Genomic DNA, 21210 nt, shown 5'->3' with positions numbered 1-21210 from the left:
TCTGATCTTCGCCCGTGCAACTGCTTCTTGAAAGTCTTTTCAATGGTGTGGCCATCGGCTCGGTGCTGCTGGTTGCTGCCCTCGGACTGGCGATAGTCTTCGGCCTGATGGGTGTCATTAACCTCGCCCATGGCGAGTTGATCATGCTCGGGGCCTACACCACTTATGTGGTACAGCTGATCTTCAAGCTGCCTGCTCTGCAGCCTGTCTACAACGCTTACGTGTTGGTGGCGATTCCTCTGGCCTTCATCGTTAGTGGTGTGGTTGGTATCTTGCTAGAGCGCACCGTGATTCGTCGTCTCTACGGCAACCCGTTGGAGACATTGTTGGCGACATGGGGCGTCAGCCTGATTCTGCAGCAGTTTGTGCGCAGTTTTCCATTGGCTTATGCGGCTGGCTTGGTGCTGGCGTTAGTGCTTGGCTTTAGTCTGCCGATCATTCTTCCTGACAAGCTTTTGCAGGGGCCGCGAGCCCGCCTGGTGCGTGCTGGAAGCTGGCTTGTGTCGGCTCTGGCTGGGGTGTTACTGGCGGGTGGCTTGGCCTCTCAGATCAGTCGTATCGCTCGTGCGACCTCTCGCAATGTCGATGTCACGGCACCTAAGTGGATGCGTGGGGGGATTGAACTGTCGGGCATGACCTTCCCTGTGCCACGCTTGGTGATCATTGTGATCACGATCCTCGCTGTCCTCGGTATCACCTGGTTCTTGAATCGCAGTGTGTGGGGGATGCGCATCAGGGCAGTGACTCAGAATCGCTCCATGAGTGATTGCCTTGGTATCTCAACCGATACCGTGGATGTGCTTACCTTTGGTATCGGCTCTGGTTTGGCTGGGATCGCGGGGGTAGCGGTGTCTCTGTTGGGATCCGTGGGACCCAACGTCGGCACTTCTTATATCGTTGGTTGCTTCATGGTGGTGGTTCTTGGCGGCGTGGGAAATCTGTTCGGCACCGTGTTGGCCTCCTTTGCTATTGGGGTGCTAACAGACCTGATCGGTGCTGGCCGTCTGCTCAGTATCTGGCCTTCGATGCCTGCGCCTTTGGCGAGCGTGGTTGATTTTTTTGCTACCACGAGCATGGCCCAGGTGATGGTGTTTGCGCTGATTGTGGTGTTCCTTCAGTTCCGTCCTGCTGGTCTGTTTCCCCAGAGGGGACGCATGGTGGAGGCTTAAATCAATGTTGAAAGCGTTTCAACAACGCCGTTGGCCCCTGGTGATTGTCTGGGTCTTGATCATTGCTGCGATTGTGGCGGCGCCTGCAGTGGTGTCGGTATTTGGGCTCAACCTGCTTGGTCGTTTTCTCTCTCTCTCGATCGTGGCCCTCGGCATCGATTTGATTTGGGGTTTTACAGGCTTATTGAGCCTGGGCCAGGGCATCTTCTTTGCGCTCGGTGGTTACGCAGCCGCAATGTATCTGCAGCTCAACAGTTCGAGCGAACAACCCAACGGGATTCCAGAGTTCTTCGGCCTGTATGGGGTGGATCAACTGCCTGGATTTTGGCAGCCGTTTCATTCGCCTTGGTTCACGCTGATTGCCATCTGGTTGATCCCTGCACTGCTTGCCGCGCTGTTAGGCAACTTGGTGTTCCGCAACCGGATCAAGGGAGTTTATTTTTCGATTCTTACCCAGGCCGCCTTGCTGGTTTTCTTTAATTTCTTCAACGGACAGCAGAAACTGATCAATGGCACCAACGGTCTTAAGACCGATGTCACAGAGCTCTTTGGCCAGCAGGTGGGCTCTGCATTCATGCAGCGAGGCTTCTTCTGGTTAACGGCCGTGATGGTGATCCTGGCCTGGTTGGCTGTGCGCTGGGTGGTGCGTGGCCGTTTTGGTGAAGTGTTGATCGCCATTCGCGATGATGAGCCGCGTTTGCGTTTTGCTGGTTACAACCCCACCTTGTTTAAAACCATCGTGTTTGCGATGGCTGGTGGCTTGGCCGGCATCGGCGGTGCTCTTTACACCGTGCAGTCCGGTATCGTCTCGCCGCAATACATGACTGTTCCGTTCTCAATCGACATGGTGATTTGGGTGGCAGTTGGCGGACGCGGAACTTTGATTGGTGCCATTCTTGGAGCCCTAGTCATTAATTTGGCGAGGAGCCAAATCAGCACGTTTTGGCCAGAAGGCTGGCTATTCATCCTGGGAGGCTTGTTTATTCTCGTCGTTACGGCACTACCAGAAGGTGTTGTGGGCTGGTGGCAGGCGGGTGGGCCACGAAACCTGCTTACTCGCTTGGGTGTCGCGCGCAGGATCGGTACCTATCCACGATTGGAAATGGATAGCAAGGAGGAGGTGAAGTCATGACAACTGCTTTGCTTGAGCTGCGTCAAATCAGTGTCAGCTTTGATGGCTTTATGGCACTGCGTGATCTCAATCTCAGCCTGAAGCCAGGAGAATTGCGTGCCGTGATTGGTCCCAACGGTGCAGGCAAGACCACCTTCCTTGACGTGATCACTGGCAAGCTTCGACCAACGGCAGGTGATGTTTTGTTTAAGGGCCAATCTCTTTTAAACAAGCCGGAACACAGGATTGCGCGGCTTGGGATTGGTAGGAAGTTTCAGAGCCCGAGAGTCTTCGAAAACCTCACTGTTGAGGAAAACCTCGCCTTGGCGGTCAGTCATCCAAAGCGTCCTTGGCCACTTTTAAGCGCAGGTCTTAGTGCTGTTGAGCGCGATCGCATTGCCCATTTGATGGGTATCGTTTCGCTGCAGACACGTGCGCATCAAGTTGCTGGATCGTTGTCTCATGGGCAGAAGCAGTGGTTGGAGATCGCCATGCTTGTGGGTCAGTCTCCTGACCTGTTATTGGTTGATGAACCAGTTGCTGGTTTGACGGATGAGGAAACTGATCTCACCGCGGATCTGCTTAAGTCTCTCGTTGGTGATCACACTGTTTTGGTGATTGACCATGACATGGAGTTCATCCGGCGCCTGGAGAGTCAGGTTTCTGTTCTTCATCAGGGGCATGTTTTGTGCGAGGGCTCGATGGATCAGATTCAGTGTGACCCACGCGTGATCGAGGTGTATCTAGGTCGTAATGAGGAGGCTGCTTGATGCAGAGATTTCTACCTATGTCGTTCATGATTTGGTTAAGCCGATGACCATACTTGAGATTCGCGGTTTAAACACCTACTATGGAGAGAGTCATATCCTTAGGGATGTCGACCTCACCGTGAAAGCTGGTGAGATGGTCTGCTTGATCGGCCGCAACGGTGTAGGCAAGACCACCTTGTTGAAATCATTGATCGGTCTGTTGCGTCCTCGTAGTGGAGAGATTCTGTTTAACGGTGAAGGTTTGGATCGCCATCCTCCGCATCAGCGGGCACGGGCTGGCATTGGTTATGTGCCTCAGGGGCGAGAAATTATTCCCCATCTGACGGTGGAGGAGAACCTGATGCTGGGGATGGAGGCATTGCCTGGCGGCTTGGCGCGAAACCACAGCATTGACCCGCTTGTTTATGAGTTGTTCCCGATCCTGCAGGAGTTTTTGCCGCGTAAGGGCGGAGACCTCAGCGGTGGGCAGCAGCAGCAGCTTGCGATTGCTCGGGCTCTGCTTGGTAAGCCGAAATTGCTCCTGCTAGATGAACCGACTGAGGGTATTCAGCCCAATATCGTTCAAGACATTGAACGAGCTGTTCGACGCATCATTGCCGAGACAGGGATTGGCGTTCTTTTGGTAGAGCAGCATCTGCACTTTGTTCGTCAAGCTGATCGCTACTACGCCATGCAACGAGGTGGCATTGTGGCCAGTGGTCCGACCAGCGACCTTAGTCAGACAGTGGTGGATCAATTCCTGAGTGTATGAGTGCGTATGAAGATGTTTAGGGGTGGGGTATTAATCTGCATGCCTGGGAGAAGTGTCAGTGTTGTTGGCTTTTAAGAGGGAGTACCAAAGGCCTTCAGGATCCGACCATGCTCTGAGCAGATGATCATTGAGCTTCACGATGGGTTGGCAGCTGAGGCTATTAATCAGTAGCCATTGATCATCTTTTTCTGGTGTGGCTTCTAGTTGAGTTTCTTGCAGCCATCCATGTTCGAGGCCCTGTTGTCGCATGACACCTGGTAGACAGCCACTAGCAAGGCGTGGTGTGAGCCAATGATTGTTTCGTCGCACGATGAGGTTGGCGGTACTGCCACAACAAAGTTCACCGTTTGTGCTGAGCAGTATGGCCTCATCGCAATTCGCTTTCTGTGCTTCGTGGCGGGCCTGTATCGCTTGACCGTAGGCGAAGGTTTTGCAACGATTCAAGCGACTATTGGCGTTGCGACGCTCATGGCAACTGATCATCGTCGTAAGTGGAGTAAAGCAGGGCTGCATTGCATTCAGCTCTAGCCAGAAGCGATGGGTTGTTGAACGCGGGTTGTCCTGGGGCAGGCTGATGCCTCGGCTTGAACTATCGCCACGGCTCCAGTTGAGGCGTAGGGCCCCATTGCCATTGTCCAAGTTGCATTGTTTCAGGCCCTCTTTGATCACAGGTGTCAACCATTGCGCTGTAGGCGGGGGGGCCATCCCTAGCAGGCATGCGCTGGTCTGCCAGCGGCTGAGATGAGCATTGAGGAGTTGTGGATGTCCATCAAGGATCAGAATTGTCTCAAAGATGCCATCGGCAAGCTGCAGGCCTCGATCTCTTAGAGGAAGAGCGAGCTCGGCAGTGCTACCCCAGTTGCCATCGATCCAGGCAATCTGGTTTTTCATTGCAGTGCCTCCAGTAGTGGCAGCAGTTTCCAGTTCAGCTCATCAGCTTCGCAATAGGGGTCGGAACCGGTCACGATGCCGCAGCCGGCATGGGCTCGTACCGTGTTCCCCTCGAGCAACATCGAGCGAATCAGAATGCTGCTGTCGAGTTGTCCATCCCAGTTGAGATGCAACAACGAGCCGCAATAGGGCCCGCGTGCTGTTGGTTCCAGGTCGTGTAGCCGCTGACAGGCGCGCAGCTTGGGGGCACCGCTGATGGAGCCTCCAGGCCAACAGGCTTGTAGTAGGTCCACCCAAGATTGGTCTGATCGAAGCCGTCCTTGCACTACTGAGGTGAGGTGATGCACATGGGGATAACTCTCAAGGCCTACCAATTGAGGCACTGTGATGGAGCCGGGCTGACAGACTCGCCCTAGATCGTTGCGCAATAGATCGACGATCATCACGTTTTCAGCTCGGTCTTTGCTGCTGCAAACAAGATCAGCTGCCAGATCAGCGTCTTGGCTTTGGTTGTGGTGGCGAGGTCGGGTTCCTTTGATTGGTCGCGTTTCAACTTCTCCTGTGGGGAGTGCTTTTAGGAAACGCTCTGGAGAGGCGGAGATCACGGCTTCACCGTTTGCAAGGCCTGCAGCTATCATTAGGCCGGCAAAGGGAGCTGGGTTGTGGTGGCGAAGTTTTAGGAAAAGATCAACGGCGAAGCTTCCTGAAGGGATCGTGGTGGTACAGCAAGCGCTGAGATTGGCCTGGAAAATATCGCCGCTGGCAATCCAATGTCTGATCTGTTCCACATCACGTGCATAGTCAGCTCTAGTGGTGAGCCATTGCCATGCATTGACGGGAATGTTGAGGTCTGTTGTTGTAAGTAACGACTCATCTTTGCTGTTTTCAGATGCATTCTCAGATGGGTTGGCTTCTAGCCAGTTAGCCAGTTCTTGCAGTCGTTTGGGATGACATCCTTCGATCCAGAGTTGGCGTTTCTGAAGGTCGAATCGCAGGATGGGATCGTGACGCGCCATCCACAGAGTCGCCATGGAATCTGCTTTCCAGGGATTTTTGGGTTCTATCCAGGCTGCTGCCTCATAGCTAAGCCAGCCTGTCCAATGGCCTGGCTCTAGATCACGCAGTGCTTCAAAAGGGTTACTGGCGCCTTTTTCGCCAGGTATGCCTCGGCAACAAATCTGATTAATGGGATCGACTGCCAGAGTCGCCCAACGACCCAGGCCACTGCCGTCTCCATCCAGCCACACAAGCCCAGCTTCTCCCCAAGTTTTGGTGAGTTGTTTTGCCAACTTCGCTGGTTCTTGCCAGCGGCAAAGTCGCCGCTCCAGAGAAGTCATGGTGTCGGCTTGCTGCAGAGATCTGATCTGCCAGCCTCGCTCAAAGCTGCATCGCGGATGCGGCAGCTGTCGCATATACCGCAGGCATGCTCGCCTCCGCTGTAGCAGCTCCAGGTTTTATCGATCGGAACTTTTAGTCGAAGTGCTTCTTGCACAATCCGTTTCTTGTTCCAATGCATGAGTGGAGCCCAGAGTTTGATCCCATGTCCCTCACGGCCAGCTTTATTGGCCAGATCCGCCAAGGCCTGATAGGCCTTGAGATAGTCAGGTCTGCAGTCTGGGTAGCCGGAGTAGTCCATTGCATTGACCCCTAACACCAGCTGATTGGCATTGCGAGCCTCCGCAAGACTGAGGCCAATGGCAATGAAGACCGTGTTGCGTCCAGGTACGTAAGTGTTGGGGATCACTCCGTCAACGACTCCTTCACTGGGAACTGTTTGCGTTAGATCGGTGAGGGAGGAGCCTCCCCAACTTCCCAGGTTGACACTGATTACATGGTGTTCCGTTAGACCCATGTGGGCCGCTAGCGCGTCAGCGGCTTGCAGTTCTTTGCGATGTCGTTGCCCGTAATCAAAGGAGAGTCCAATCACGGTTTGACCTGCTTCCACTGCCAAGGCAGCTGCAGTGGCGGAATCAAGACCTCCAGAGAGCAGGGCAATGGTTGTTGAGTGGATCATGCTGGCCATTCTCTTGCGCTTGTTGCTATGCAGGCATCAATTCAGAACAGAATCTTTTTCGGGCTGGTTGTTTTGTTGGCGACGACAGTGCTGGAACCCCTGCGGGCAATACCACGGCTGGATTTGAATGATTATCCGCAGCCGATTGCTGGACAGCAACGCTGGGTGATTCAGCTCCCAGGGTTGCTAGCAAAAAGTCCTGATCCTGTCCTGTCCACTAATGCTGTGGATTGGCGGGTCCAGTTGATTGTGGGTCGAACGAGCCAATTGGACTGCAATCAGAATCACTTGGCTGGTCAAGGGCTGAGGATGGAGCGGCTTCAAGGAGCTGAGCAGCGGATGCTCTATAGCGTTGCAGGTGCAGTCAAGGTGATGTCCACCCGCATGGTTTGTCCTCCTGATGAGCCGATGCGTGAGAGCTTTCTTGGTCTTGGCAGTAAGCCCTATTTGGTGCCCTATAACGCCTCCTTCCCGATCGTAGTTGATGTACCTGGTGGCTTAGAGGTGCGTTGGTGGTTGTGGAGGGCTGAGATCACTCGGCGGGAGGCAACCAAGCTTTGAGCTTCAACGTATACCAAGCCACTTGTGGGTTTGCATGCTGAGCCTCCAGTAGGGATGACTTTGTACGTGCTCGAAAGCTAGTTGTTGACCTGTTGTTGTTGCCCAGCCAGGTTGAAGGAAGAGTAGTGGTTCCTTTGATGTGTTGCTGAGGCGTGATTGTGAGGCGTTGTCGTTCTTTCTCGCTTCTAAGGCAGCTTTGGCCATGACTTCGGCGAAGTTCAGATCGTCTGTTTCATGAACTACAACTTTAAGCTCATGACAAGCTGCTAATAAGTCTGTGCGAGGTGGCGCATGGCGCTTTGGCGAGAGGGTGATCCATGTGGGAACACCGCTGAGCTGATTGACTCCGCTGGTTTCAAGATGGATTGCTAATGGCCCGTCGGGGTTTGTTTCTGTGGCCCTGTGTAGGGCTTCACATAGGGGAGCGATGTTGTGTTGCAATGGCTCACCCCCGGTCAACACCACAAAGGCCGCACCATCTTTTGCTGCTGTTGCTGTTTCCACTGCTAGTTGTTCAAGCGTGATTTCCGGATGGTTCCTCGAGTTCCAAGAGTGCTTGGTGTCGCACCATGAACAGCCGACATCACAGCCGGCGAGCCTGATGAAGAAGGCGCTGCGACCGACATGGGCTCCTTCCCCTTGAATGGAATGGAAGGTTTCTACTACCGGCAGATTGCCGGTCATCCAATCCGGCTGGGTTGCTCCTGCACGGAGATGTTGGTCTGGCTTTGTCGGCGTAGGGCTTCGTCAGGTGAGGCTGGTAGCCGTAGTTGAGCTGCCTCGATTAATCCTCGGAAGAGGGGATGGGGTTTTCCGGGTCGGGAGAGAAATTCTGGGTGGTATTGGCAGGCTGTGAAGAAGGGATGACCTTTCAGCTCGATCAGCTCCACGAGTCGCCCATCGGGTGAGCTACCGCTGATGGTGTAGCCGGATTCAATAAATAGGTTGCGGTAGGAGTTGTTGAATTCATAGCGATGGCGGTGGCGTTCGTAGACGACTTCTTCGCCATAAAGCTTCTGTGCCAACGTGTCTGGTGCTATGCGGCATGGATAGACCCCAAGCCTCATTGTGCCGCCTAGATCGACTACGTCTTGTTGCTCTGGCAGGAGGTGGATAACAGGATGGCTGGTGTCGGGTTCCAGCTCGGCACTGCTGGCTCCAGTGAGTCCTGCCTGGTTGCGTGCCCACTCGATCACAGCGCATTGCATGCCTAGACAAAGCCCTAGGAATGGCACTCGTTGTTCTCTCGCCCAGCGAATGGCTGCAATTTTGCCATCGACGCCACGGTTGCCGAAGCCTCCTGGTACTACAACAGCATCCATTCCTTTGAGTAGGTTTTCAGGACCATGCGTTTCGATCTGTTCTGCGCAGATCCAAGACAGCTCGAGGGAGGCATCTTGGGTTAGGCAGGCATGGCGCAGGGCCTCCACTACTGAAAGGTAGGCGTCGTTGAGTTGCACATATTTTCCGACTAGGGCCACCTTCACAGCGGGACCAGGGTTGCGCAGCTTATGGACAAGCTGAATCCAGTTTTTCATGTCACTGTCATGGTCAGTCAGGTTGAGTACATCCAGCATTTCTAGACAGAGGCCCTCTTCCTCTAATGAGATGGGGACGGCATAAATGCTGTCGGCATCAAGGGCAGGGATGACAGCCCGGTTTGGTACCCCGCAGAAGCCCCCGATCTTGCGCTTTAGTTCTTCATTGATTGGGCGGTCGCTGCGGCAAACCAGTACATCTGGTTGTATGCCGATTGCGCGCAGCTCCTTAACGGAGTGCTGTGTGGGCTTGGTTTTGAGTTCACCGGATGTGCCGATGAACGGCAGTAGGGTCACATGGATGTAGGCGAGGTCGTTGCGTCCTACGTCACCACGGAATTCACGGATTGCTTCGAGGAAGGGCAGAGATTCGATGTCTCCGACAGTGCCGCCGATTTCTGTGATCACGACATCTGCTCCACTATTGGCTGCTACTCGGTGGATGCGTTCGCGAATCTCGCCAGTGATGTGGGGGATCACTTGCACAGTGCCGCCGTTGTAGTCGCCGCGCCGTTCCTTATTGATGACTGCTTGATAGATCGAGCCAGTGGTTACGCTATTGAGGCGTGACATGGCTGTGTCAGTAAAGCGCTCGTAGTGCCCAAGATCCAAGTCGGTTTCGGCGCCGTCTTCGGTGACGAACACTTCACCATGTTGAAATGGACTCATGGTGCCTGGGTCCACATTGAGGTAGGGATCCAGCTTCAGGATCGAGACGCTGTAGCCACGTGACTTGAGTAGGCGACCAAGGCTCGCTGCCACAATTCCCTTGCCGATACTTGATACGACTCCACCGGTAACAAAGACGAACTTGGCCATGAATTTCAGGGTGATTCTTTAAGTTACCTCGGCTTTCTCATGCTTCCAGCAAGCTGCGCAGCATCCAGGCGGTTTTTTCGTGAATCTGAAGCCGCTGGGTTAATAGATCGGCGGTGGGCTGGTCATTGGCGGCTTCAGCCAGCTTGAATATTTCCCGAGCGGTGCGTGCCACCTCTTCATGACCATCAACCAGCTCGCGTACCATGTCGAGGGCGGCGGGATGTTGCTCGGCTTCCTTGATCGAAGCGAGCTGTCCGAGGGTATTGCCACCGAAGGGTGCCAGAAAACCAAGGGCACGAATGCGTTCGGCGATCACATCGAGGGCATTCCAGAGCTCGGTGTATTGATCCATAAACATCAGGTGGAGCGTGTTGAACATCGGGCCGGTTACGTTCCAGTGGAATCCGTGGGTTTTGCCGTAGAGCACATAGGTATCGGCGAGAACCCTTCCAAGGCCGTCAGAGATTGCCTGTCGTTTGTCCGCTGGGATGCCGATTTCAATGAAGGAGGTCTGAGGCATTGAAGTTCAGTGCGTTTGTGAAGTGCTAATCAGGAATCGAGATTTTGAATGTAGTCCCGTACCTTGCAGCGACGTTGTGGTTGACGCAATTTCAAGAGGGCATGGGTTTCGATCTGACGAACTCGTTCTCGCGATAGATGCATTGCCTCGCCAATTTGCGTCAGGGTTTGAGGAGTGTCGTCTTCCAGTCCAAAACGTCGTCTGATCACTGTCGCTTCGCGGTTGCTTAGTTCATCCAGCAAGATTTCAAGGTCGTTGTGCAATTGATCGCGGGTGAGTTTCTCCTCTGGGGTCGCGTTGCTGTCTTCCAGCAGATCGCCTAGTTGGCTGTCTTGTTCTTGGCCTATTCGAGTGTCCAGGGAGATCGAACGGGGGACCCTCATTAGGGTTAGGCGCACTGTTTCTTCACTAAGGCCAAGTGCCTTGGCAAGATCGGCAATCGAAGCTAATCGTCCTTGGTTGCTAGCAATCTCCTGTTGAACCCGTTTGATGCGGTTTAGTTTTTCGGTGATGTGCATCGGTAGTCGGATCGTCCGACTTTGCGTCGCAATGGCCCTTGTGATGCCCTGACGGATCCACCAGTAGGCGTAGGTGCTGAAGCGGAAACCTCTGGTGGGGTCGAACTTCTCTACTGCGCGTTCTAAACCCAGGGTGCCTTCTTGCACCAGATCCAGCAGCTCTATGCCCCGTTGTTGATATTTCTTGGCTACAGCCACCACAAGTCGAAGATTGGCCTGGATCATCTGATCTTTGGCACGCCGACCAGTTCGCAAACTTCGCTTGAGTTCCAAGGGGTCAAGACCAGTCAGGGCTCCCCAGGTTTTGTAACCAGTCTCGATTTTCTCTTGCAGCTCGGCCAGGGTGAGCCCAGCAGCCATAGCCCATTCCTGTTTGGTGGGCCAGTGGCAGGAATGGTTCGCTTCTCGTTGCTGCAGCTCCTCCAGTCTTTGTAATTCTTTGATCGCTTCTTGGTTGGAGGCCAGTTTCCTTTCCTGTTTGAGTAGGGCTTCCCTGCGCTGCACAAGTCGCGCCAGGGTCACTTCCTCTTCATGGGTCAGTAGCTCTATGCGTCCAATGTCCTGTAAGTAGAGACGCACAGGATCAGTGCTGCCGCTTCTGCGGACTCGGGAAGTCTTGGTTTGCTGGGGGCTGCTCTTCAAGGGTTGCCCGCGAAGATATGCCTTCAGGGTTAATGAAGACGCCCCTTGTTGTCTGGAATCCGCTGAATCTATTCGGGATCGACCCAGGTACTTTCTACATGCAGTTCCTCTAATTGATGGTTGGAGACACCTGCGGGGGCTTGGGTCATCAGGCAGCGAGCTTGTTGGGTTTTTGGGAAGGCAATCGTGTCGCGGATCGAGTCTTCTCCTGTGAGCAGCATGACGATCCGATCCATCCCGAATGCCAAGCCGCCATGAGGTGGGGCTCCCATCTCAAGGGCATCGATGAGGAAGCCGAATTGTTGATTTGCTTCTTCTAGGGGCAGACCGATTGTTTGCAGCACTTGTCGTTGGAGTTCGGCATTGTGGATGCGCAGTGATCCGCCCCCAAGCTCCAGCCCATTCAAGACAAGGTCATAGGCCTGAGCACGGGCTTGAGGTAGGCGCTCCATCCAGGTGTGGGGATCGTTGCCTAGATCGTCTTTATTTGGTGCACAGAAGGGGTGATGGAGAGCCTCAAGGCGGTTTTCTTCTGCGTTCAACTCGAACATCGGGAAGTCCACGACCCAGAGGAACTGCCATAGCTTGTTGTCTTGGTCTGTGGGGATCAGGCCCAGCTCGCGGCCCAGGAATTGCCGCACCCGGTCAAGGGCGCTGTTGACGGTGGCCGTCTTGCCGGCTCCGAACAAAATCAGGTCGCCCGCTTTGGCTCCAGTCTGTTTCAGCAGGGCTGTCTTTTGTTTGCTGTTGAGGTTGTCTTTGATCGCACCGATGCTGTCGATCTCATCGGAATCGCGTACACGGATGAAAGCCAGGCCACCGGCCCCAGCTTTTTGGGCTTCGTTGAAAATGTCTCCGCCGGGTTTGATGCGCACGTTGCTGATCAGGTCGTTCCCGTTTGGCACAGTGATGCACTTGACGGAGCCTCCAGCGGCTATGGCCCCGGAGAAGACTTTGAAGCCCATGTCTTTGAGGATGTCGCTGACATCATTGAGCTCCATTCCGTAGCGGGTATCGGGTCGGTCGGTGCCGTATCGGTCCATGGCCTCATGCCAGGTCAATCTTGGGAAGGGAAGTGGTAGGTCGATGCCCTTCACTGCTTTCCAGATGGTGGCGATCAGTCGTTCATTGAGATCGAGTATTTGCTCTTGATCCATGAAGCTCATCTCGATGTCCAGCTGGGTGAATTCAGGCTGCCTGTCGGCGCGTAGGTCTTCGTCGCGAAAGCAGCGAGCTACTTGGTAGTAGCGCTCTAAGCCGCCCACCATGAGTAATTGTTTGAACAGCTGGGGGGATTGAGGCAGAGCAAACCATTCACCGCTGCATACCCTTGAAGGCACTAGGTAGTCGCGGGCTCCTTCGGGAGTGGAGCGTGTGAGAACAGGTGTTTCCACTTCGATGAATCCCTCGTCTTCCAAAAAACGACGAGCCGTTTTAATGGTTGTGTGGCGTAGCTGGAGATTGCGGCTCATTCGCTCCCGGCGCAGATCCAGGTGGCGGTGACGCAGACGTAGTTCTTCTTTGACGGGTTCTTCGTCGTGGATCGAGACCGTAAAGGGCAGGTTGCCTGTGACGGGATTGAGTACCTCGAGACCATTGGCCAGTACCTCAATCTCGCCGGTGCTGAGTTTGCTGTTGATTGCATCGGCCGGCCTGGGTCTGACCAGACCAGTGATCTGCAGGACGGTTTCATTACGCAGGCTCTCCGCGCTGGCGAATAGCTCAGCACCTTGATCGGGATCCACGGTGATTTGTATGGTTCCACTGCGGTCTCGCAGATCGATGAAGATCACTCCGCCATGGTCGCGACAGCGATCAACCCAGCCACACAGTTGCACGTTGGAGGCGATGTGCTTACTGCGCAGTTCGCCGCAACTGTTGCTGCGCATGGGGAAGGCTTCAGGATGAAAAGCGAGTTTCCCACAGGGGCTTGTTGCCGCTTATTAGAGCGACCGGTTTTGGCGATGGCTTTCAGCTGTGGCCTTCAGCTAAGGGAAGGACGGCGATAAAAGGGGCGCTTCACCACCGTTGCCGGGTGGTGCTTGCCGCGGATCTCTACCTCCACTTCGTTGCCGATGCGGGCTAGAGCTGTGGGTAGATATCCCAGGGCTATCGCTTCTCCCAGACTGGGCGACCAGGTGCCGCTTGTGATTTCTCCCACTTTGTTGTTGTTGTGAAGCAGTGGGTATCCATGACGGGCTATGGCTCGTCCAGACAGCTTGAGGCCGACCAAGCGGCGAATGGGGCCTTGCTCTGCTTGTTGCTCTAGAGCCGTTCGACCCATGAATGGAGCAGGCATTTCCAGGTGTACCAACCAGCCGAGACCAGCCTCGAAGGGTGTTGTATTGATGTCCATGTCCTGTCCATAGAGGTGCATTGCTGCCTCTAGACGCAAGGTGTCACGGGAACCGAGTCCGCATGGGATGACTCCTTCGGCGAGCAATTGGAGCCAGAGGGCTCTGCCGGCTTCTGCCTCAAGGAGCAGTTCAAAGCCGTTTTCGCCGGTGTAGCCAGTTCGTGCAACGAAGACTGAAGAGGGATCTTCCGCTCCCAGGCCGTAAAACTGGACTTGGCGATGGCCGAAGCGGGGAAGGCTCGCTAGTGATTCGCCACTTAAGCGTTCCAACACCTTGGTCGCTTGGGGTCCTTGTAGTGCCAGTAAGACGCCATTGTTCTTGGCATCCGAGAGTGCGATGCCTGCGGGCTGCAAATGTTGCTTTAACCAGATGGTGTCGGTTTCGCTGCAGGCTGCATTAATCACAATCAGCAGGCTTTGGCTGTCTTGCTTATTGGTGCCAAGGTCGTAAACAACTAGGTCATCGAGAATTCCGCCTGTTTCGTTGAGCAGCACCGTGTAGCAAGCCTCACCTGGACCGATGCGATTGAGGTCGGTTGGCACTAGTGCCTGCAAGGTGTCTTTGGGGTTGGTTCCTTCGAGACGCAGCACTCCCATATGAGAGATATCGAACATTCCCACCTGCTGACGCACTGCCTGATGTTCTTGGAGTAGGCCAGAGAACTGCACTGGCATGTCCCAGCCGGCAAATGGCACCATCCGGCCTCCTGCATCTCGGCAGAGGTTATGGAGGGGTGTGTGTTGCAGATTCACGGGGTGGACGTTGCAGTGCCGAAATCCTATGGAGGGTGCTATCTGGTTTGCAGAAGCGGAAGGAAAGTCGCAGATTTGACGATTTCAGTCGTCCAATCCGTCAACAGTCCTTACCCTGAGCGTCATTCGGGGATTGAAAAATGTCCACGAGAGCCAGCTGCAAAACCTGTGAACACTGTGGTACCAGTCAGTTGGCGGCTGCGGGTTGGTGTCGTCTTAGGCAAATCAGCGTGCATCCTGAGTTGGCGCACGTTGCTCTGTGTCATCACTGGAGAGAACAAGCCCCATCACTGCCATTGTTGAAGGAGAAAGCGACTGAAATTCAGATGGATCGGCAGCTTGAGCTTGGTCGTACTTTGGTTGGTTGTCTTAGTGAGGATCTTTAATCAGGGGATACAAAGGAGCTGTTTTCAGACCTGGATGTTTTCCGAGCTGCTTTGAGTGTTCGAAGATCCTGCTCGAAATTCTGCTGAAGCAATGGAGTGATGCTGCTCAATTTTGCTCAGATGTTGCACACAGGCTGAGCAGCATGAGCAGGCTGCGGGTCACCTTGGCGCCGAGCACACTACTCATTCCTGAAGGATCAAGTTGGGGGGCGAGTTCCACCACGTCTGCGCCGACAAGCTGATGTTGTCGTAGTACATCCACGACGGCGGCAAAATCGCGCCATAGAAAGCCGCCTGGTTCAGGTGTCCCCGTCCCCGGCAGTACGGATGGGTCGAACCAATCCAAATCCACGGTGAGATAGAGAGGTTTGCATTGATGGGGTGCAAGGGCTTTAGCTAACTCAGTCGCTGCTTGGCCGGGGTTGTGGTTCACCAGCCGTTGCTGATCGTGTAGTTCCTGAAACTCTGCGCGTGTGCCACTGCGGATTGCTAACTGCAGCAGCTGAGCGCTGGGCAGTACCTCGAGGCAACGGCGCATGGCACAGGCATGGCTGTGTCGCGCACCTAGATATTCTTGGCGGAGGTCTGCATGGGCATCCAGTTGCAACAGCACGAGATCTGAATGAGATTCAGTGATTGCAGCCACTGCTCCGGAGCTGATCGAGTGCTCGCCGCCTAGCATCAGCGGCCTGAGACCCATTTGCAGCACGTTTTGGGTGGCTTTTTTGACTGCTTCTACAACGGGCTTAGGGTCGCCACAGGGAATCTCAAGGGCGCCAAGGTCAGTGAAGGCAAGATCTTCTAGATCTAGATCAAGCTGCGGGCAGTAGCTCTCTAGGCCATTGCTGACGTCGCGGATGGCTGCCGGACCGAAGCGGCTGCCTGGGCGGAATGAAGAGGTGCCGTCGTAAGGCACGCCAAAAAGTCCGACGTTGCATCCGGTAGGGTCGCGTCTGGCAGCCATGAAGATGGCACCTTCGCTGTCGAATCTTGTTGCAGTGGTTGTTGTGTTTTGGGGCATCAAGTCAGCTCCCTTTCAATAAAAGCTGGGATGGCTTCAAAGGCACCCTGTTGCCAGCGTGGGCTCCAGATTTCACAGCCTGAGGCGATGGCGGCCGCTCTTGCTGGGAGTGGGTTGCGATAACGAGGACCATCGACGGCGGCGAAGGTCCAGCTCCACCAGCCGCTTGGATACATCGGCACCCAGCCGTAAAGGGGGTCGGCATGGCCGAAAATTTGACGGATCAGACGCACAGTGTCGATGTGAACCTGACGGAATGCTTCTGGTGACTCGCTTTGAGTAGCAAAAACTCCTCCGGGCCGCAGGATGCGTCGGCAATGCTCAAAGAAGGTTTGATTGAAGAGACCTTCTGCGGGCCCCGCAGGATCTGAGCCGTCCACAAGGATCACGTCGTAGGAGCAGTCAGCTGCATTGGCGACCCAGGCAATGCCGTCTGCCAGGTTGAGCTCTAAGCGGGGATCGCTCCAAGCATGGCCTCCAAGGCTGGGCAGATGCTTTTGGCTCAGTTCCACGACGCGGCCATCAATTTCCACCATGTCGAGGTGTTTGACACCTTGGTAGCGCAGGCACTCCCTTGCTGTGCCGCCATCGCCACCCCCAATCACCAACACCTTTTCAAGTTGGGCAGCGCTACACAGAGCTGGGTGAACCAAGGATTCGTGATAGTGGCGTTCTTGGTGTTCTGCGGTCATCCAGCAGCCGTCGAGCAACAGCCCTTTCCCGTAGCGGCTGCTGTCGATCACCGTGATTCGCTGGTATGGGCTTTTTTCATCAACCAATACACGGCCTTGAAGGCCATAGCGAACACCCTGGTGGTGTTCATCGATCCAGCCGCTTGCTGTTATTGAAGGGCTGTCCATGGCAAGGAGGCCTCAAACTCTCTTCCAGCTAAGTCCCCGTTGGGCTTGGATGCCAGCGTGGGTCCATGGAGTAAGACCTTCTGATCACGAATCGCTTGTTGATTCTCGCTGCTGAGCTGCAGTGGCGGTGCTCAAGGGCTTCTGGGCTTGGAGGGCAGGTGAGCAGAGGAATAGACCTAATTCAATGTTTTTAGCCCTTTTGGGTTGTTCTGTCCGAAGGATGTTGTTTTCTACTTAGAAGTGCATCTTTGCATGAATAATTAATGCAAGGTATGATGACTAAATGCTAATTAGGCATCGAGTGAAGGTTTGGATTGTCGGGTACGTTTTAATTCGCCGCGCAGTTTCTTGGCTTGAAGACGACGTTTCTTTGCTCCTTGACTGGGTTTGGTTGGTTTGCGTGTCTTGGGAACTGCTTCTAAGCCCATTCGTAAAAAATAAGCCAGTCTCGAAAGGGCTAACTGACGGTTTTGATATTGCGAACGTTCTTCCGCTGCAACCACACGTACACAACCAGCAACCAAGCGATGTTGAAGTTGATTTAATAAGCATTTTTTTCGAAAAGGTCCCAGTGCAGAGGTTGCGTTGAGATCAAAGATCAGTTCAACTCGACTATTGGTCTTATTGACGTTTTGCCCACCAGGACCTGAAGCTTTGGAGAATCGCCATTGTAATTCAGCTGATGGGATGACTAATTGCGAATTAACTCTTAGATCGTCCATTGACTTTAGTCGCAGATCTTGGAAGTATTTTTTTAAGAGTGTGACTCTATTGAAGTGGGCTTAGTGGCATGGCGCATGTTAATGATTAAACCACATGATTCTGGCAGGTCAAGATTTGGTTAGGCCAGATGTAACTGGCCATGGCATTGGCGCTAACCCTTCTTTTTTGAAGTTTGAGATTGTTCATGCTTCTGCTTATGGAAACTTCGTAAGACAAACTTAGAATCTTCTCCTAAGCTAATGACTGGGTTTTGAGGTCGAATCGCTTTTTGGATGCTTTCAAAGCCAAACACTCCCAATGATCCATTCAATGAATAATTGGCGTCAAAGGGTTAAATTACTAAGGAGGTGATCATTCTTCTTTTTTTTGATTATCACGATTTCGGAATGCCCTCTCGCCTGTCCAAAATGCGATTGCAATTAATACGGCTGTAATCGTTAGGGGAAAATCGGTAATTGATACAGCGAACATTGGATAAATCATCTCTGGCTTTGCCTGAAGTAGATGGCTTGAGTTTGAGGTTGTACATTTAGGCTATAGAACTTGTTCTCATAAGCCTTCAATGTGTGTTAATTCGATATCTTTTTGTCGTCAGCCTCTTCTCGAATTGCTGCTTTGGCTTCTTGCCAAAGTTGTTCTAGTTCCGTCAGTGATTGGCCGCTTAGCTGGCCCTCGAGTGCTGCTTCAACGCGAGAAAAGCGATCAAGAAAGCGTTGGTTTGTACCTGCAAGGCCTTCTTCTGGGTTTAGGCCGCACCAGCGAGCAACATTCACAAGAGTGAAGAGCACATCACCAAGTTCTGTTTGTGCATGGGCTTGGTCTTCATGCTCTACCGCCTCTTTGAGTTCCTCGAACTCTTCTTGCACTTTTCCCCATACTCCATCGATGGTGTTCCACTCGAAGCCAACGTTCGCGACCTTTTTGGAGATGGCCATCGCTCCAGCCAGAGCTGGCTGACCTCTGACCTTGCTACGTAGACGATCGCTTAGCGGACTTTTAGAGGCTGAGCTGGGTTGCTCGCTCGCTTTGATCGATTCCCAACTTTGCCGAACTGCTTCGCTGTCGATTGCGACTGCCTCTGCGAACACATGCGGGTGACGGCGAATCAGCTTTGCGCTGATGCCTCGGGCGATGTCTTCAAGATTGAAGCGTCCTTCTTCGTTAGCGATCTGAGCATGTAGAACGACCTGCAGCAGAAGGTCCCCTAGTTCTTCGCTGAGGTGGTTGTCATCGTCGTTGCGGATGGCGTCGGCCACTTCGTGGGCTTCTTCCAACATGCATGGAATCAAGGAGGTGTGGGTCTGCTCCAGATCCCATGGGCAACCTCCCTTTGGATCCCTGAGCTGGGCCACGATGTTGACCAGCTCCGCGATGGCTTCTGTGGGAGCCAGATGCTGTTCGGCGTCCATGGCCATTGGTTTGTATTGGCCTACCTTCTCATCGATGACGCCAGCGATGCCATTCGGCGGGGAGGGGATCGCCATCGAGAATGAGGTGTAGCCAAACGCTGGCTTCCAGCCCGAGCAGCAGTGACAGGATTGGTTGGGGATTAAGCCGCAGCTGCTCATTCAATGCTTTGGCAAGGCTGAGCGGTGCAGGACAACCCAGCGGCTGCAAGAGCATCATTAGTAGGCCAGTCCAACTCATCAGGTAGGCGAGCCTTAGACCGGTACCGATCAGTGGGCCGTGGGAGAAGAGGGAGCGATGGGGAATCAGTTTGCGGTAGGGCCACCAAAGTCCTTGCAAGACCCCCCAGCGCTTCAATGGTTTTGAGTCAGTGTCGAGGTCTGGCGAAAGCCACAGTCCGCCGACTACAAAGGCGAGCCCACCCATCAGACCACTAGGCAAACCCATCACAAAGCTCAGAGCGAAGCCAAATGGAAGGCTCCAGAAGCAGGTGGCTTTGTCGTGGTCTTCGCCTGAGGCCATGTCTCTTCTATGGTGATCAAGTCCACCCTGACCTCTTGAGGCACAATTGTCTCTAGGGGCGATTAGCTCAGCGGTAGAGCGCCTGCCTTACAAGCAGGATGTCGCTGGTTCGAACCCAGCATCGCCCATTCATTGGCCTCAATGAATTTTTGGTTTGCCTAAAACTCATAAAAAGCTGTTCACTCAATTCAATGAGCCTTAAATGCGATTGCTAACTGATGGTATTGGCAGGCCAATAAGCTGAATTCTGCACCTTGGTTTGTGTCAAGAGATGCACCTGAAGAATGTTTTATTGCATCTTTAATTATGAATGTTTTGCATTTCACTTGTGAGGCTATGAGTGAAGCCTTCGCGCACGGAAATCTGTAATTGAGCATGCTTTTAATGTGCTAATCGGCTTACGGTCTTTACAAAGCATATTGCTTGATGATGAGTCGTGATTAGGGCAACAAAGTAATGCTCCAATCTTTCCTGAGCCAGGTCGAGAGGAGTTGTTGGCAGGCCGCCTATGTTTCAATTGAGTAGCAATATAAATATTGCCCCAGTTCAGCCATTCTCTCAAATCAATCTGCTTACACTGTTTAGAGCTCTCTGCCTGCTCTCCCGATTCAGGCAGGACTTCATCATGATCCTCATCAATTCAGCATGAGGCGAGCTTCTGATCACAACTCCCTTCAGACCCATGAAGGCTGACCCGCATGATCAAGGCAGGATTCCCAAGTCCTAGGCCTGAAAGGGTCCGCGGCAGAGCTTGATTTCTTGAGAATGAAAAATTTCGCTAGGGATGCAATAGTGATGCATGGTTAATTCTTTGAGATGGAAAATGGTCCGCGCCTAGGCATTACGCCAACCGCCGCAGCTGAGCTGGTTCGACAGGCTGCTTTGGCTGGCAAGCCAGGATTGATGCACCTTGATTTGATTAAGGCCACCTTTGATGAGGGTTGGCTTTACATACGACTCCAGCCTGGTGAATGTGGTGGTGTGCCTCTCGCTCGAGCCGATGGCATCACTCTTTTTGCACCGGTGGGCCAGTTCCATTTACTTTCGGGTCTCACCCTCAATTATTATGGAGATTTGAGTGGTGGCGGTTTCTTGATTAGTGTGCCTGAGGGAGCTGAAGCATCTGCTTGTGGTGGAGGTTTTCGTTTTATAGAAAAAGAACGGTAGTTATTTGTAGTAAGTGCTCCGGCTTATTTAACATGCTATGTGAATCTCGGCATGACTAAATTGTTCAACTGTGATTTGATTTGCTGGTGATAGCTTTTCTTGTTGATCATTTTTATTGCTTTGACGTATGAGCTTTGCAGGAGGTTGGGCCGCCACATAAGCGTTTCTTCAGTGAGATTTCAGGTCAGGCTTTGATCCTTTTGGCAGCTCTCACAGTGACCAAAGAACTCAAGTGTGTGAAAGATCAGCTGAAAATTATGACTTTGTTCTTGCGGGATGTTGAGGTTGTGCAAAGGGCAATGCTCGATCGGCAGCGTTTTGCCGCAGTCCACGCATGTGAGGTGATGAAGGTCCCTTTCCACTGGCGCATAGAGGGCTTCACCTGTAGGTAGGTGTCGGCATCTCACCAGTCCTAGTTGTTGAAGCTGGCGCAAGTTTCTGTATACGGTCGCAAGTCCCATGGCATAGGGGCTGTCTTGCAAGGCGCGATAAAGCTGCTGACCGCTCATTTCATCGCAACAGCCACGTAGTTCTTTCAAAAGTTGGTTCTGCCGCAGTGTGGGCTGACGTTGATCGACAGGCATGGATGAGCTCGTTCACTTGCTCTTTTAGCTCAGAGGAGCTGGCAAGAGGATTGCTTTTGACAAATTTTTTGCATAAATGATTCTAGACAATCAACGAGCAAGACCATTGCACGAATTCAATTTCATG

At 53.4% G+C, this 21210-nt stretch carries 22 protein-coding genes and 1 tRNA gene; 8 read left to right on the top strand and 15 right to left on the bottom strand.

The window, feature by feature from the left end:
- Window positions 1–14: 14 nt before the first annotated feature.
- Genes SIB74_RS11140 through urtE form a run of 4 tightly spaced genes read left to right on the top strand, consistent with a single transcriptional unit; the run spans window position 15 to window position 3801 of the window.
- On the top strand, window positions 15–1169 hold the full coding sequence (locus tag SIB74_RS11140) for an ABC transporter permease subunit (RefSeq protein WP_063396587.1): 1155 nt from the start codon (window positions 15–17) through the stop codon (window positions 1167–1169).
- A gap of 4 nt (window positions 1170–1173) precedes the next feature.
- On the top strand, window positions 1174–2301 hold the full coding sequence (gene urtC / locus SIB74_RS11135; RefSeq protein WP_063396588.1) for an urea ABC transporter permease subunit UrtC: 1128 nt from the start codon (window positions 1174–1176) through the stop codon (window positions 2299–2301).
- The gene (gene urtD / locus SIB74_RS11130) at window positions 2298–3050 is read left to right on the top strand and encodes an urea ABC transporter ATP-binding protein UrtD (protein WP_063396589.1); all 753 of its coding nucleotides are present in this window, start codon (window positions 2298–2300) and stop codon (window positions 3048–3050) included. Before urtC ends, urtD begins: the two co-directional genes overlap by 4 nt.
- 43 nt (window positions 3051–3093) lie before the next feature.
- Window positions 3094–3801: an urea ABC transporter ATP-binding subunit UrtE gene (gene urtE / locus SIB74_RS11125; RefSeq protein WP_041375289.1), complete on the top strand. Its 708-nt coding sequence runs from the start codon at window positions 3094–3096 to the stop codon at window positions 3799–3801.
- A gap of 30 nt (window positions 3802–3831) precedes the next feature.
- On the opposite strand, the gene SIB74_RS11120 is transcribed toward urtE, so the two are convergent.
- The 3 genes from SIB74_RS11120 to queC are packed head-to-tail and all read right to left on the bottom strand — an operon-like array spanning window position 3832 to window position 6706.
- Entirely contained in the window at window positions 3832–4692 is an 861-nt protein-coding gene (locus SIB74_RS11120) for an aminotransferase class IV (RefSeq protein WP_063396590.1), read from the bottom strand.
- Window positions 4689–6029, bottom strand: a complete 1341-nt coding sequence (locus SIB74_RS11115; RefSeq protein WP_063396591.1) for an anthranilate synthase component I family protein — start codon at window positions 6027–6029, stop codon at window positions 4689–4691. The genes SIB74_RS11120 and SIB74_RS11115 overlap by 4 nt, the downstream gene beginning before the upstream one ends.
- Window positions 6026–6706, bottom strand: a complete 681-nt coding sequence (gene queC / locus SIB74_RS11110) for a 7-cyano-7-deazaguanine synthase QueC (protein ID WP_063396949.1) — start codon at window positions 6704–6706, stop codon at window positions 6026–6028. Before queC ends, SIB74_RS11115 begins: the two co-directional genes overlap by 4 nt.
- 27 nt (window positions 6707–6733) lie before the next feature.
- Here queC and SIB74_RS11105 point away from each other — a divergent pair, with 27 nt between their 5' ends.
- Entirely contained in the window at window positions 6734–7267 is a 534-nt protein-coding gene (locus SIB74_RS11105; protein WP_063396592.1) for an ecotin family protein, read from the top strand.
- Between the two features lie 3 nt (window positions 7268–7270).
- Here SIB74_RS11105 and SIB74_RS11100 read toward each other — a convergent pair whose 3' ends face one another.
- From SIB74_RS11100 to gcvT, 6 genes are all read right to left on the bottom strand, one after another.
- A complete protein-coding gene (locus tag SIB74_RS11100) occupies window positions 7271–7951 on the bottom strand; it encodes a 7-carboxy-7-deazaguanine synthase QueE (protein ID WP_063396593.1) in 681 nt (226 codons plus the stop codon).
- Window positions 7948–9624 (bottom strand): CTP synthase, encoded by a 1677-nt coding sequence (locus SIB74_RS11095; RefSeq protein WP_063396594.1) that lies wholly within the window; start codon window positions 9622–9624, stop codon window positions 7948–7950. Before SIB74_RS11095 ends, SIB74_RS11100 begins: the two co-directional genes overlap by 4 nt.
- A gap of 37 nt (window positions 9625–9661) precedes the next feature.
- Window positions 9662–10144: a Dps family protein gene (locus SIB74_RS11090; RefSeq protein ID WP_063396595.1), complete on the bottom strand. Its 483-nt coding sequence runs from the start codon at window positions 10142–10144 to the stop codon at window positions 9662–9664.
- Window positions 10145–10173: 29 nt separating this feature from the next.
- A complete protein-coding gene (locus tag SIB74_RS11085; protein WP_063396596.1) occupies window positions 10174–11304 on the bottom strand; it encodes an RNA polymerase sigma factor, RpoD/SigA family in 1131 nt (376 codons plus the stop codon).
- A 68-nt stretch (window positions 11305–11372) separates the two neighbouring features.
- The gene (gene aspS, locus SIB74_RS11080; RefSeq protein ID WP_063396597.1) at window positions 11373–13193 is read right to left on the bottom strand and encodes an aspartate--tRNA ligase; all 1821 of its coding nucleotides are present in this window, start codon (window positions 13191–13193) and stop codon (window positions 11373–11375) included.
- A 95-nt stretch (window positions 13194–13288) separates the two neighbouring features.
- Entirely contained in the window at window positions 13289–14413 is a 1125-nt protein-coding gene (gene gcvT, locus SIB74_RS11075) for a glycine cleavage system aminomethyltransferase GcvT (RefSeq protein ID WP_063396598.1), read from the bottom strand.
- A gap of 140 nt (window positions 14414–14553) precedes the next feature.
- On the opposite strand from gcvT, the gene SIB74_RS11070 reads away from it, so the two are divergent.
- The gene (locus SIB74_RS11070) at window positions 14554–14799 is read left to right on the top strand and encodes a hypothetical protein (protein WP_063396599.1); all 246 of its coding nucleotides are present in this window, start codon (window positions 14554–14556) and stop codon (window positions 14797–14799) included.
- A 106-nt stretch (window positions 14800–14905) separates the two neighbouring features.
- Here the strand turns inward: SIB74_RS11070 and speB are convergent, their stop codons facing one another.
- The 5 genes from speB to SIB74_RS11045 form a co-directional block, all read right to left on the bottom strand.
- Complete coding sequence (speB, locus tag SIB74_RS11065; RefSeq protein WP_063396600.1) at window positions 14906–15820, bottom strand: agmatinase; 915 nt, start codon at window positions 15818–15820, stop codon at window positions 14906–14908.
- On the bottom strand, window positions 15820–16680 hold the full coding sequence (speE, locus tag SIB74_RS11060; protein WP_063396601.1) for a polyamine aminopropyltransferase: 861 nt from the start codon (window positions 16678–16680) through the stop codon (window positions 15820–15822). The genes speB and speE overlap by 1 nt, the downstream gene beginning before the upstream one ends.
- Before the next feature lie 290 nt (window positions 16681–16970).
- Window positions 16971–17402 (bottom strand): alternative ribosome rescue aminoacyl-tRNA hydrolase ArfB, encoded by a 432-nt coding sequence (gene arfB, locus SIB74_RS11055; protein WP_063396602.1) that lies wholly within the window; start codon window positions 17400–17402, stop codon window positions 16971–16973.
- A 570-nt stretch (window positions 17403–17972) separates the two neighbouring features.
- On the bottom strand, window positions 17973–18887 hold the full coding sequence (gene mazG, locus SIB74_RS11050; protein WP_082818512.1) for a nucleoside triphosphate pyrophosphohydrolase: 915 nt from the start codon (window positions 18885–18887) through the stop codon (window positions 17973–17975).
- Window positions 18841–19332: a metal-binding protein gene (locus tag SIB74_RS11045; protein ID WP_063396604.1), complete on the bottom strand. Its 492-nt coding sequence runs from the start codon at window positions 19330–19332 to the stop codon at window positions 18841–18843. The genes mazG and SIB74_RS11045 overlap by 47 nt, the downstream gene beginning before the upstream one ends.
- Window positions 19333–19388: 56 nt before the next feature.
- Here SIB74_RS11045 and SIB74_RS11040 point away from each other — a divergent pair.
- Both SIB74_RS11040 and SIB74_RS11035 read left to right on the top strand, forming a co-directional pair.
- A tRNA-Val gene (locus SIB74_RS11040) sits at window positions 19389–19460 on the top strand.
- Between the two features lie 688 nt (window positions 19461–20148).
- Window positions 20149–20499 (top strand): hypothetical protein, encoded by a 351-nt coding sequence (locus SIB74_RS11035; RefSeq protein ID WP_011827503.1) that lies wholly within the window; start codon window positions 20149–20151, stop codon window positions 20497–20499.
- 179 nt (window positions 20500–20678) lie between these two features.
- On the opposite strand, the gene SIB74_RS11030 is transcribed toward SIB74_RS11035, so the two are convergent.
- On the bottom strand, window positions 20679–21083 hold the full coding sequence (locus tag SIB74_RS11030; protein ID WP_063396605.1) for a transcriptional repressor: 405 nt from the start codon (window positions 21081–21083) through the stop codon (window positions 20679–20681).
- Window positions 21084–21210 lie beyond the last annotated feature (127 nt).

Source organism: Prochlorococcus sp. MIT 1306 (assembly GCF_047304515.1).
GTDB lineage: Bacteria > Cyanobacteriota > Cyanobacteriia > PCC-6307 > Cyanobiaceae > Prochlorococcus > Prochlorococcus marinus_D.
This window is presented reverse-complemented; position numbering and strand designations above follow the sequence as displayed.

Excerpts from the sequence above, each read along its gene's own strand:
- urtC (WP_063396588.1), top strand. The coding sequence starts at position 1,174 with ATGTTGAAAGCGTTTCAACAACGCCGTTGGCCCCTGGTGATTGTCTGG.
- urtD (WP_063396589.1), top strand. The coding sequence starts at position 2,298 with ATGACAACTGCTTTGCTTGAGCTGCGTCAAATCAGTGTCAGCTTTGAT.
- urtE (WP_041375289.1), top strand. The coding sequence starts at position 3,094 with ATGACCATACTTGAGATTCGCGGTTTAAACACCTACTATGGAGAGAGT.
- SIB74_RS11120 (WP_063396590.1), bottom strand. The coding sequence starts at position 4,692 with ATGAAAAACCAGATTGCCTGGATCGATGGCAACTGGGGTAGCACTGCC.
- SIB74_RS11115 (WP_063396591.1), bottom strand. The coding sequence starts at position 6,029 with ATGACTTCTCTGGAGCGGCGACTTTGCCGCTGGCAAGAACCAGCGAAG.
- queC (WP_063396949.1), bottom strand. The coding sequence starts at position 6,706 with ATGATCCACTCAACAACCATTGCCCTGCTCTCTGGAGGTCTTGATTCC.
- SIB74_RS11105 (WP_063396592.1), top strand. The coding sequence starts at position 6,734 with ATGCAGGCATCAATTCAGAACAGAATCTTTTTCGGGCTGGTTGTTTTG.
- SIB74_RS11100 (WP_063396593.1), bottom strand. The coding sequence starts at position 7,951 with ATGACCGGCAATCTGCCGGTAGTAGAAACCTTCCATTCCATTCAAGGG.
- SIB74_RS11095 (WP_063396594.1), bottom strand. The coding sequence starts at position 9,624 with ATGGCCAAGTTCGTCTTTGTTACCGGTGGAGTCGTATCAAGTATCGGC.
- SIB74_RS11090 (WP_063396595.1), bottom strand. The coding sequence starts at position 10,144 with ATGCCTCAGACCTCCTTCATTGAAATCGGCATCCCAGCGGACAAACGA.
- aspS (WP_063396597.1), bottom strand. The coding sequence starts at position 13,193 with ATGCGCAGCAACAGTTGCGGCGAACTGCGCAGTAAGCACATCGCCTCC.
- SIB74_RS11070 (WP_063396599.1), top strand. The coding sequence starts at position 14,554 with ATGTCCACGAGAGCCAGCTGCAAAACCTGTGAACACTGTGGTACCAGT.
- speB (WP_063396600.1), bottom strand. The coding sequence starts at position 15,820 with ATGCCCCAAAACACAACAACCACTGCAACAAGATTCGACAGCGAAGGT.
- speE (WP_063396601.1), bottom strand. The coding sequence starts at position 16,680 with ATGGACAGCCCTTCAATAACAGCAAGCGGCTGGATCGATGAACACCAC.
- arfB (WP_063396602.1), bottom strand. The coding sequence starts at position 17,402 with ATGGACGATCTAAGAGTTAATTCGCAATTAGTCATCCCATCAGCTGAA.
- mazG (WP_082818512.1), bottom strand. The coding sequence starts at position 18,887 with ATGGCGATCCCCTCCCCGCCGAATGGCATCGCTGGCGTCATCGATGAG.
- SIB74_RS11045 (WP_063396604.1), bottom strand. The coding sequence starts at position 19,332 with ATGGCCTCAGGCGAAGACCACGACAAAGCCACCTGCTTCTGGAGCCTT.
- SIB74_RS11035 (WP_011827503.1), top strand. The coding sequence starts at position 20,149 with ATGGAAAATGGTCCGCGCCTAGGCATTACGCCAACCGCCGCAGCTGAG.
- SIB74_RS11030 (WP_063396605.1), bottom strand. The coding sequence starts at position 21,083 with ATGCCTGTCGATCAACGTCAGCCCACACTGCGGCAGAACCAACTTTTG.